This window comes from Quadrisphaera sp. DVD1, from assembly GCF_058932755.1.
The window spans coordinates 1-10,871 of record NZ_JBZYWI010000106.1; the positions used below are offsets into that span (position 1 = coordinate 1).

Here is a 10,871-nt window from a genome sequence, read left to right on the forward strand (position 1 = left end):
GGATCGCGCTCCTCCAGCGCGGCCAGCACGGCGGCGCTGCACCGGCGCAGCGCGCCCCGGCGGCAGGAGCCCGGCGGCTCGCCGCGGTGCAGCGCAGCGGGCAGCCCCGGCTCGGCCTCCATCTGGGCCAGCAGCGGCAGCTCGAGGAGGTCGGCGACCACGTCGGCGTCCAGGGCCGCCCGCGGCCGGCGGGCCAGGACCACCCGCACGTCACCGGCGTGGCGCACGAGCACCTGCGCCAGGCCCCGGGCGGCCGCCACCGCGCGGAGCTCCCCCGGCACGAGCAGCACGAGCAGGTCGAGGCGCCACAGGGCCGCGAGGGTGGCCGGGTCGTCGCGGCGCGGCAGGTCCACCACGACGAGGTCGTGGCTGCGGGCCCCGGCGTCCAGCACCGCCTCCACCGCCGCGGGCGGCAGCGGGCCGCCGGCGGCACCGGCGCCGCCCTGCGTCCAGGACAGCACGGCGACGCGGTCCACGACCGGCAGCACCTCGCGCAGCAGCGAGGCGCGCACGGTGCCGCGGGCGCCCGCGAGGTCGGGCCAGCGCAGCCCCGGCTCGGCCTCCGCGCCGAGGAGGAGGTCGAGCCCACCGCCCTGCGGGTCGGCGTCGACGAGCAGCACCGCGCGCTCGCGCGCGGCCACCCGGGCCAGGGCCACGGCCAGCACCGAGGCGCCCGCGCCGCCGCTGCCGCCCACCACCCCCACGACGCGCCCGGTGGGCCGGTGGCGGCGCGGCTCCGCCGCGGCGGCCAGCTCCTCCAGCAGCGCCTGCTCGCCGCCCGGCAGCTCGACCACGCCGCCCGCGCCCACCTGCACCGCCCGCCGCCACACCCGGTCGTCCGCCGGGCCGGGGGCGAGCAGGAGCACGCCCGAGCGGCGCACGGGCACGCCCAGCGCCGCGGCGTCGTCCCCCAGCAGCACCAGGCCCGCCTCCAGCCAGGCCCGCCCCGCCTCTCCGGCGTCCGGGACGACGACGACGGGCGCGCCGGCGGCCGCCGCCAGCCGCCCCACCTCCTCGACCAGCGCTGCGCGCCCCGTCACGAGCAGGACGCCCTCCACCCGCGTGCCGGCCGCCTCCACCGCCACCACCACCCCTCCTCGCCCCGGGCCCGTCCCGGACCCGTCCCGCCCCGGGCGACGCCGGGCAGGTCGACGGTGCCCGGGCCGCGCCGCGACGGGCGGGGCCCGCTGCGGCGCTGGGGACGGCGGGGCGCACGGGGGGCCTGTGGGCGGGAGGAGCCGTAGCCTGGCGCCGTGGCCCAGGACAGCGGCGTCCTCGTGGTGGACCTCGACGACGGACCGGGCGGGCCCGCCCCGCTCGACGCCCCGCTCGACGCCCCCCTCGCAGCGGCGCCGCGCCCCCGGCGCGCAGGACGGCGCTGGCCCCCGGCGTGGCCCGAGCGGACGCCCGGCTGGGTGCGCGGGCCCCTGGGCGCCGTGGCGGCGGCCGCCCTGGCCGCCGCCCTGGTCGGGCCGCTGGCCGCCGCCCGCGCGAGCACCCTGGCGGACGAGCACGACCGCACCCACGCGCAGGTGGTCGTCGGAGGCGGCGCGCTGGTGACCGCCCGCGCCCCGAGCAGCTACGACTACAACACCCGCGCGCTGCTCGAGCTGCAGCTGGTCAACACCGGCGGGGTGCCGGTGACCCTGCTGGAGGTGCGCCTGTCCGGCCCCGCCGAGGACTTCGACGACGACCTCGAGGGCGGCCGCGAGATCGAGGCCGGGGGCGCGGCCAGCGTCCTGCTCTCCGGCCCGGTGCCCTGCCTCGACCAGGAGCGGCTCGCCCCGGGGGCGCCGACCGCGGTGGTGCGCACGGCGGACGGCACCGAGCACGTGCTGGCGCTGTCCGTGCCCGGCTCCCTGTCCTGGGCCGGCGGCCTCGAGCGAGCCTGCGCGCTCAGCGACCGGGCCTGACGCGCCCGGCCGCGGGACGACCCGCCGCGAACCGGTCGCCTCCCGGGCGCGGTGTTGACGACCCGCCCCCGCACGGGCCAGTGTGCGCGACCACAGGCCGGCGACGGAGCCGGCGCCGAGGAGGCCGCATGTCCATCGCCGACCGCCCAGCCGCACCGACGCCGGGCAGGCCTCCCGAGGGACCGGACACCTTCGCCGGGGTCCAGGCCAGCGAGGACTTCGCCGCGCTGCGGTCCAGCTTCCGCCGGGTGATCTTCCCGACCACTGCGGCGTTCCTCGTCTGGTACGCCAGCTACGTGCTGCTGGCCGCCTTCGCGCCCGACTTCATGAGCACCCGCCTAGGCGGCAGCAACATCACCGTCGGCCTGCTGTTCGGGCTCGGCCAGTTCGTCAGCACCTTCGCGATCACCATGGCCTACCGGCGCTGGGCCGACCGGAAGCTCGACCCGGCCGCCACCGCGCTGCGCCAGCGGGTCGAGACCGCGGGCGTGAAGCGGTGAGCGCGCCGGTCCTGAGCGCCGCGGCGGCGCCCGAGGCGGTCGGCGAGCCGTGGGTCAACATCACGATCTTCCTGGCCTTCGTGGCGGTGACCCTGGTCATCGTGCTGCGGGCCTCGCGCAACAACAAGACCGCCGCCGACTACTACGCCGGCGGTCGCTCCTTCACCGGGCCGCAGAACGGCACCGCGATCGCCGGCGACTACCTCTCGGCGGCCAGCTTCCTCGGCATCGCCGGGGCGATCGCGCTCAACGGCTACGACGGCTTCCTGTACTCGATCGGGTTCCTCGTGGCCTGGCTCGTGGCGCTGCTGCTCGTGGCCGAGCTGCTGCGCAACACCGGCCGCTTCACCATGGCCGACGTCCTCAGCTTCCGGCTGCGCCAGCGCCCGGTGCGGATGGCGGCCGCGCTGGCGACCCTCGCCGTCTGCTTCTTCTACCTCCTGGCGCAGATGGCCGGCGCCGGCGGCTTGGTGGCCCTGCTGCTCGGCATCGAGGGCACCGGCGGGCAGTACGCCGTCGTCGCCGTGGTCGGCGTCCTCATGATCGCCTACGTGCTCATCGGCGGCATGAAGGGCACCACCTGGGTGCAGATCGTCAAGGCCGTGCTGCTCATCAGCGGCGCCGCGGCGATGACGGTCTGGGTGCTCGTCATGTACGGCTTCAACCTCTCCAGCCTGCTCGGCGACGCCGTCCAGACCGCGCTCGCCGAGGGGTCGACCAACGCCGAGGGCCTGCTCGGCCCCGGGCTGCAGTACGGCCTGAGCACGACGACGAAGCTCAACTTCCTCTCGCTCGGCCTGGCCCTGGTGCTCGGCACCGCCGGCCTGCCGCACGTGCTCATGCGCTTCTACACGGTGCCGGACGCCAAGGAGGCCCGGCGCAGCGTGGTCTGGGCGATCTGGCTGATCGGCCTGTTCTACCTGTTCACGCTCGTCCTGGGCTACGGCGCCGGTGCGCTGGTGGGCCCGACCGCCATCAAGGCCGCGCCCGGCGGGGCGAACAGCGCCGCGCTGCTGCTGGCCTACGAGCTGGGCGGCACCCTGCTCCTCGGCTTCATCGCCGCCGTCGCCTTCGCGACCATCCTCGCGGTGGTCGCCGGCCTGGCGATCACCGCCGCGGCCTCCTTCGCCCACGACGTGTACGCCAGCGTCATCAAGCGGGGGCAGGTCGACTCCGGGGCCGAGGTGGTGGTCGCCCGCCGCACCGTGGTCGTCATCGGCATCATCGCCATCGTCGGCGGGATGTTCGCGATCGGCCAGAACATCGCCTTCCTCGTGGCCCTGGCCTTCGCCGTGGCGGCCAGCGCGAACCTGCCGACGATCGTCTACTCCCTCTTCTGGAAGCGCTTCAACACCCGGGGGGCGCTGTGGGCGATCTACGGAGGCCTGATCAGCTGCATCACGCTCATCACCTTCTCCCCCGTGGTCAGCGGCAAGGTCGACCCGACCACCGGGGCGAGCCTGTCGATGATCAGGAACACGTCCGTGGACTTCGCCTGGTTCCCGCTGGAGAACCCGGGCCTGGTCTCCATCCCGCTGGCCTTCTTCCTGGGCTGGCTCGGCACCGTCACCGGCCGCCCCGAGCGCGACCACGACACCCTGCAGGCCGAGATGGAGGTCCGCTCCCTCACCGGCGCGGGCGCCGAGAAGGCCGTCCAGCACTGACACCACCGCAGCGGTGGCGCACGACGGCCCGGGCCGAGCGGCCCGGGTCGTCGTGCGTCCGGGCCCCCGCGCCGCACCACTAGTCTGGCCGCGTTCCCGCTGCCCCGACGCTGCTGCACGGAGGACCGCATGACCGACGCGAGCCCGGCGACCGACACCGCCGACCACGCCCACGCGCGCACCTTCCCGCCACCGGCGGGCTTCGCGGAGCAGGCGGTCGCCGGTCCGGAGCTGTACCAGCGCGCGGACGCCGACCGGCTCGGGTTCTGGGCCGAGCAGGCGCGCGGGCTGCTGCAGTGGGACACCGACTTCGGCGAGGTCCTCGACTGGTCGCAGGCGCCCTTCGCGCGCTGGTACGTCGGGGGCGAGCTCAACGCGGCGACCAACTGCGTCGACCGGCACGTGGCCGCCGGCAACGGCGACCGGGTCGCGATCCACTGGGTCGGCGAGCCCGGCGACACCCGCACGATCACCTACGCCGACCTCCACGAGCAGGTGCAGCGCGCGGCCGGCGCGCTGGAGGCGCTGGGGGTCACCACCGGCGACCGGGTGGCGATCTACCTGCCGATGGTGCCCGAGGCGGTCGTGGCGATGCTGGCCTGCGCCCGGATCGGCGCCCCGCACAGCGTGGTCTTCTCCGGCTTCAGCTCCGGCGCCCTGCGCACCCGCATCGAGGACGCCGAGGCGACCCTGGTGATCACCGCGGACGGCGGCTACCGGCGGGGCGAGCCGGCGGCGCTGAAGCCGGCCGTCGACGACGCGCTGTCCGAGGGGGCGGCCAGCGTCCGGCACGTGCTGGTCGTCCGGCGCACCGGCCAGGACGTGGCCTGGACGCCGGGGCGCGACGTCTGGTGGGACGAGGCGCTGGCCGCGGCGCCGGCCCAGCACGCCGCAGTGCCGCTCGACAGCGAGCACCCGCTGTTCATCCTCTACACCTCCGGCACCACCGGGAAGCCGAAGGGGATCCTGCACACCACCGGCGGCTACCTCACCCAGGCCGCCTACACCCACCGCAACGTCTTCGACGTGCACCCGGAGTCCGACGTCTACTGGTGCGGCGCGGACATCGGCTGGGTGACCGGCCACACCTACATCGTCTACGGCCCGCTGCTGAACGGGACGACGTCGGTGATGTACGAGGGCACGCCGAACACCCCGCACCAGGGCCGCTGGTGGGAGATCGTCCAGACCTACGGCGTCACCCTGCTCTACACGGCGCCGACGACGATCCGCACGTTCATGAAGTGGGGCGAGGACGTCCCGGCCCAGTACGACCTGTCGTCGCTGCGGCTGCTCGGCAGCGTCGGCGAGCCGATCAACCCCGAGGCCTGGCTCTGGTACCGCCGGGTCCTCGGCGGCGACCGCACGCCGGTGATGGACACCTGGTGGCAGACCGAGACCGGCGGGATCATGCTCTCCGCCCTGCCCGGGGTGACCACCCTCAAGCCCGGCTCGGCGCAGGTGCCGCTGCCCGGCGTCGCCGCCGACGTGGTGGACGACGAGGGCCGGCCCCTGGCGGACGGCAGCGGCTACCTCGTGCTCACCGAGCCGTGGCCGGGCATGCTGCGCGGCATCTGGGGCGACCCCGAGCGCTACCGGGACACCTACTGGTCGCGCTTCCCGGGCCGCTACTTCGCCGGTGACGGCGCCCGCCGCGACGCCGACGGCGACATCTGGCTGCTCGGCCGCGTGGACGACGTCATGAACGTCTCGGGCCACCGGATCTCCACCGCCGAGGTGGAGTCGGCGCTGGTCTCCCACCCCTCGGTCGCCGAGGCCGCCGTGGTCGGCGCCTCGGACGCCACGACCGGGCAGGGCATCGTCGCCTTCGTCATCCTGCGCTCGGGCTCGGTGGAGGGCCCGGACACGGTCAAGCAGCTGCGCGACCACGTGGCGAAGGAGATCAGCCCGATCGCCAAGCCGCGCCAGGTGATGGTCGTTCCCGAGCTGCCGAAGACCCGCTCGGGCAAGATCATGCGGCGGCTGCTGCGCGACGTGGCCGAGGACCGCGAGGTCGGCGACGTCACGACCCTGGCCGACTCCAGCGTGATGGCCGCGATCCAGGCCGGGGTGCACCGCCCGGGCGCGGAGGACTGAGCTCCTCTCCGCCGGGACGCGGGGCGCGGCCACCTGCCACACTGGCTGCAGGTGTGCCGGGAAGTCTGGTCGGCGTCCGATGACGCCTGCCCCGAGGAGACCGCCGTGGCCAGCCCCGACCCGTCCAGCCCGCCCCGTTCCCGCCTGGGGGGCAGGCTGCTGCCGCGCCCGGCCGACCCGCGCTACGTCGCCGAGCTGCTGCGCACGGAGACCGCCGGTGGCCTCGTCCTGCTCGTCGCGGCCGTGGCGGCCGTGGTGTGGGCGAACTCCCCGTGGTCCGGCGCCTACCGGGCGCTGAGGGAGTGGACGGTCGGCCCGGCGGCCCTGCACCTCGACCTGTCGCTGGCCGAGTGGGCGGCGGACGGGCTGCTGGCGATCTTCTTCTTCGTCGTCGGCCTGGAGCTCAAGCGCGAGTTCGTCGTGGGCGACCTGCGCCAGCCCTCGCGCGCCGCGCTGCCGATCCTCGCCGCGGTCGGCGGCATGGCCGCCCCCGCCCTGGTGTACGTGCTGGTCAACGTCGTCGGCGGCGGGCCGCTGCGCGGCTGGGCGATCCCCACCGCCACCGACATCGCCTTCGCGCTCGGCGTCCTGGCCGTGGTCGGCGCGCACCTGCCGGCGTCCCTGCGCTCGTTCCTGCTCACCCTCGCCGTCGTCGACGACCTCCTGGCGATCACGATCATCGCGGTGTTCTTCACCGACGACCTGTCCTGGCTGCCCCTGGGGCTGGCGCTGGTCCCGATGGCCGCGTTCCGCCTCCTCGTCCAGCGCCGGATCACCCGGTGGTGGCTGCTGTGGCCGCTCGGCCTTCTCACCTGGGGGCTGGTCCACGCGTCCGGCGTGCACGCCACGGTCGCCGGCGTCGTGCTCGGCCTCCTCGTGCCGGTGCTGCGGCCGGGGCAGAGCGGGCGCAGGCTCACGCTCGACCTGGAGCACCGGATCCGCCCCTTCTCCGCCGGCGTCGCCGTCCCGGTGTTCGCGCTCTTCGCCGCGGGCGTCTCGGTCTCCGGCGGCGGGGGCCTCGCGGAGTCCCTCAGCGACCCGGTCGCGATCGGCGTCGCGGCCGGCCTCGTGGTGGGCAAGCTCGTCGGCGTGGTGGGCACCACGTGGCTGGTCTCGAGGGTGACCCGCGCCGAGCTCGACGAGCACCTAGCCTGGGTCGACATGGTCGGCCTGGGTCTCCTGGCCGGCATCGGCTTCACCGTCTCGCTGCTCATCGGCGAGCTGTCCTTCGGTGCGGGCAGCGAGGAGGACGAGCGGGTGCGCCTGGCGATCCTGCTCGGCTCGCTGGTCTCCGCCGTCCTCGGCGCGGCGCTCCTGCGCGCCCGCGACCGCACCTACCGGCGCATCGCCGAGGGCCCCGAGCGCGACGAGGACGGCGACGGCGTCCCGGACGCGTGGGTCGACCAGGCCGGGCCGGGGGGCCGGTGAGGGGTCGTCACCGAGCGGGGCCCCTCCCACGCCCCTAGGCTCGCGGGCGAGCGCCGCGGTGCCCCGCGGCAGGACCGACCGCAGGAGGTACCCGTGAGCCACCAGATGCCGACGACCTCGGCGACGACGCAGCGCGCTGCGGGCACGCCGGGCACGACCGGCGGGGAGCGCACGATCGGCCAGCTCGTCGCCGACGCCACCCGCGACGTGTCCTCCCTGCTCCGCGCCGAGGTCGCCCTCGCCAAGGCCGAGATCCAGCGCGAGGTCAAGCAGGCCGCGATGGGCGCGGGCCTGTTCGCCGGCGCCGCGGTCTTCGGCCTGCTGGCCTTCGTGATGCTGCTCTTCGCGGCCGCCTGGGGCATCGCCGAGGGCCTGCCCACGTGGCTGGGCTTCCTCATCGTCGGGATCCTGCTCCTCGTCGTCGCCGGCGTGCTGGCGCTGGTCGGCAAGGGCCGGATGAGCAAGGTCGGCACCCCGGAGCGCACCGTGGCGACGTCCAAGCAGTCGATCGAGGCGCTCAAGGGCCGCCACTGACCGGCACCCCCGGCGGCCCGCCGCCGGGGCTCCTCGCGAGCGCCGGCGACGGGCCGGTCGACGCGGCCCAGCTGCTGGACGACGGGCCCTGGCGGCACCGGTTCCTCGCCGCCGGCGGCACCCGCTTCCACGTCGCCGAGGCCGGGCCGGACGACGGCCGGGCCCCGCTCGTGCTGCTGCTGCACGGCTTTCCGCAGACCTGGCGCACCTGGCGCGCGCAGCTGCCGGCGCTCGCGGCGGCCGGGTACCGGGCCGTGGCGATGGACCTGCGCGGCTACGGGGCGTCGGACAAGCCGCCCCGCGGCTACGACACCCCCACCCTCGCCGCCGACGTGGCCGGGGTGGTGCGCTGCCTGGGCGCCTCGCGCGCCGTGGTCGCGGGCACGGGCTGGGGCGCGGTCATCGCCTGGTCGATGCCGGCCCTGCAGCCGGCCAGCACCGCAGCGGTGGCCGCCCTGGGCGTGCCGCACCCCCTCGCCGTGCGCGGGCCCGGTGCGCGCCGGCACGTCAGCGCCGCCGCCGCCCGGGTGGTGGCCGCCGCCCAGGTGCCGGTGCTGCCCGAGCGGGCCGTGCGCGACGGGTCGCTCGTCGAGCAGGTGCTGGCGCAGTGGTCGGCGCCGGGGTGGCCGCCGCCGTCGGTGGTCGCGGAGCACCGCGCCGAGATGCGCGTGCCCTTCACCGCCTACGCCGCGCTGGAGTACTACCGCTGGGCCGTGCGCTCGGTGGGCCGGCGCGACGGCCGGGCCTTCGCCCGGGCGGTGGCCCGTCCGGTCGGCGTCCCGGTGCTGCAGCTGCACGGCAGCGACGACGGGGCCTTCCCGGCGTCCGCCGCCGGGGCCAGCGCCGCGTGGGTGAGCGGGCCGCACGAGCGGGCCGAGGTCGCGGGCGCCGGCCACTTCCTCACCGAGGAGGCGCCGGAGGAGACCACCGCCCTGCTGCTGGACTGGCTGCCGGCCGCGCTGGGCTGAGCCGGGCGGGCTGAGCTCGGCTCAGCCGGTCGTGCAGGGGCCGGTGTCCACGGCCGAGGTCGCCTCCTGGGCGCCCTGCAGCACCGGGGCCGCCTCGGCGAGCGTCAGCGCGTAGCCGGTGTCCGCGTCGTCCAGCGACCGGGCGAACACGACGCCGACCACGCTGCCCCCGGCGTCGAGCAGCGGACCGCCGGAGTTCCCCGGCTCGACCTGCGCGGCCAGGGAGTACACCTCGCGCTGGACGCCGCCCTGGCCGTAGATGTCCTGGCCCGAGGCCTGCACGACCTCGCGCACCCGAGCGGGCACGGAGGTGAACGGCCCGTCCTGGGGGAAGCCGACCACGACGGCGTCCGCCGAGGGCCCGAGCGCCCGGCCGATCCCGAGGGGCTCCGCGCGCAGGTCGGGCACCGCCAGCACCGCGAGGTCGCGCTGGGGGTCGAAGAGCACCACCGAGGCGGTCAGCAGGGGCCCCTGCCCGCCGACCTGCACCACCGGGTCGTCCACCCCGGCGACGACGTGCGCGTTCGTGACGACGCGCCGGGGGGCCACGACGAAGCCGCTGCCCTCCCTGCCGCGGGCGCACTCGGTCGCCAGGCCGGTGATCTTCACCGTGCCGCCCGCCGCCACCGCGGCCGCGGGGCCGACGACCGAGGCGTCCGGCGGGTCCACCGGCGCGATCGGCTCCCGGGCCAGGCCGGTGAAGACGCGGGGGAAGTCCTGGGCCTCGACCACCGAGCGGAACCCCGCGAACAGCCGCTCCGCCTGCGGCGGCACCACGTCGTCGATGACCGCCACGACCTCCGAGGAGGCCACCGCCCGCGACAGCGACGGCAGCGGCCCGCCGCGCACCGCCCCGGCGACGAACCAGGTCACGAGGGCGACGGCGACCACCGCGGCCACGGCCCCCAGCAGGGAGTCCAGCGCCCGGGCGGGGCGCCAGACGACGACGGCCCGCAGCCGCCGCCCCACCAGGGCCCCGACCACCTGGCCCAGCCAGGCCACCGCCAGGACCGCGACGACGATGACCGCGGTGCGCCGCAGCCCCGGCTCCCAGCCGTCGACCAGCGGCGGAAGCACCGACATGCCGACGACGGCGCCGCCCACGAAGCCGCCGATCGAGAGCAGCCCGACGAGCAGGCCCTGGCGCAGCCCGGCGATCGTGTAGCCGATCAGCACGAGCAGCAGCACGACGTCCAGGACGCTCACCGCGCACCGCCCGGCGCCGGTGCCGAGGCGGGCCGCGGGTCGGTGAAGCGGTCGGGCAGAGGGACGACGCGGGCGGCGTCCCAGGGCTGCTCGAGACCGGCCAGGCGCAGCAGCCCGGACAGCAGGACGGCGGTGAAGCCCCACACCACGAGGTCCTCGAGCACGAACGCGGGGCCGACCCAGCCGCTGCCGGCGCGCACGCTGGCGCGGGTGGTGGGGTCGGCGAGCCGGGAGAGGGGGACGCGCAGCACGCGGGCCACCTCGCGGGGGTCGCCGACGCCCAGCGCGCTCGGCACGGCCTCCCAGGCGACCACGGGCGCGACGAGGAAGCCCGACGGCGGCAGGTAGAGCTCGGGGGCGGTGCCGAGCACCTCGACGCCGGAGGGGTCCAGGCCCGTCTCCTCGGTGGCCTCGCGCAGCGCCGCGCGCACCGGGTCGTCGCCGTCGGCGGCGTCCACGCCCCCGCCGGGGAACGCCACCTGACCGGGGTGCGAGCGCATGTCCGCTGCACGCTCGAGGAGGACGACGTCGCCGCCGCCGTCCGGCCCGGGGCCGAGCAGG

The 10,871-nt window shown here is 76.6% G+C and carries 10 protein-coding genes; 7 read left to right on the plus strand and 3 right to left on the minus strand.

Going from position 1 to position 10,871, the window contains the following annotated elements; all coding sequences use genetic code 11:
- On the minus strand, positions 1 to 1,085 hold a 1,085-nt coding region (gene ssd, locus AC5FZL_RS12070; protein ID WP_493618929.1), incomplete at its 3' end, for a septum site-determining protein Ssd.
- A gap of 168 nt (positions 1,086 to 1,253) precedes the next feature.
- Between ssd and AC5FZL_RS12075 the strand changes: the two genes are divergently transcribed.
- The 7 genes from AC5FZL_RS12075 (at position 1,254) to AC5FZL_RS12105 (ending at position 9,104) form a co-directional block, all read left to right on the plus strand.
- On the plus strand, positions 1,254 to 1,913 hold the full coding sequence (locus AC5FZL_RS12075) for a hypothetical protein (protein WP_493618930.1): 660 nt from the start codon (positions 1,254 to 1,256) through the stop codon (positions 1,911 to 1,913).
- A gap of 128 nt (positions 1,914 to 2,041) precedes the next feature.
- A complete protein-coding gene (locus AC5FZL_RS12080) occupies positions 2,042 to 2,413 on the plus strand; it encodes a DUF485 domain-containing protein (protein ID WP_493618932.1) in 372 nt (123 codons plus the stop codon).
- On the plus strand, positions 2,410 to 4,077 hold the full coding sequence (locus AC5FZL_RS12085; RefSeq protein WP_493618934.1) for a monocarboxylic acid transporter: 1,668 nt from the start codon (positions 2,410 to 2,412) through the stop codon (positions 4,075 to 4,077). Before AC5FZL_RS12080 ends, AC5FZL_RS12085 begins: the two co-directional genes overlap by 4 nt.
- A 129-nt stretch (positions 4,078 to 4,206) precedes the next feature.
- A complete protein-coding gene (gene acs / locus AC5FZL_RS12090) occupies positions 4,207 to 6,174 on the plus strand; it encodes an acetate--CoA ligase (RefSeq protein ID WP_493618936.1) in 1,968 nt (655 codons plus the stop codon).
- 105 nt (positions 6,175 to 6,279) lie between these two features.
- The gene (gene nhaA / locus AC5FZL_RS12095; RefSeq protein ID WP_493618938.1) at positions 6,280 to 7,602 is read left to right on the plus strand and encodes a Na+/H+ antiporter NhaA; all 1,323 of its coding nucleotides are present in this window, start codon (positions 6,280 to 6,282) and stop codon (positions 7,600 to 7,602) included.
- Positions 7,603 to 7,695: 93 nt separating this feature from the next.
- The gene (locus AC5FZL_RS12100; RefSeq protein WP_493618940.1) at positions 7,696 to 8,136 is read left to right on the plus strand and encodes a phage holin family protein; all 441 of its coding nucleotides are present in this window, start codon (positions 7,696 to 7,698) and stop codon (positions 8,134 to 8,136) included.
- Between the two features lie 170 nt (positions 8,137 to 8,306).
- Positions 8,307 to 9,104, plus strand: a complete 798-nt coding sequence (locus tag AC5FZL_RS12105) for an alpha/beta fold hydrolase (RefSeq protein ID WP_493618942.1) — start codon at positions 8,307 to 8,309, stop codon at positions 9,102 to 9,104.
- A 21-nt stretch (positions 9,105 to 9,125) separates the two neighbouring features.
- Here the strand turns inward: AC5FZL_RS12105 and AC5FZL_RS12110 are convergent, their stop codons facing one another.
- Both AC5FZL_RS12110 and AC5FZL_RS12115 read right to left on the minus strand, forming a co-directional pair.
- Positions 9,126 to 10,310 carry a MarP family serine protease gene (locus AC5FZL_RS12110; RefSeq protein ID WP_493618944.1) on the minus strand — a complete coding sequence of 395 codons (1,185 nt, stop codon included), beginning with the start codon at positions 10,308 to 10,310 and terminating at the stop codon, positions 9,126 to 9,128.
- A partial coding sequence (locus AC5FZL_RS12115) for an NUDIX hydrolase (RefSeq protein WP_493618945.1) occupies positions 10,307 to 10,871 on the minus strand: 565 nt, incomplete at its 5' end. The genes AC5FZL_RS12110 and AC5FZL_RS12115, both read right to left, overlap by 4 nt.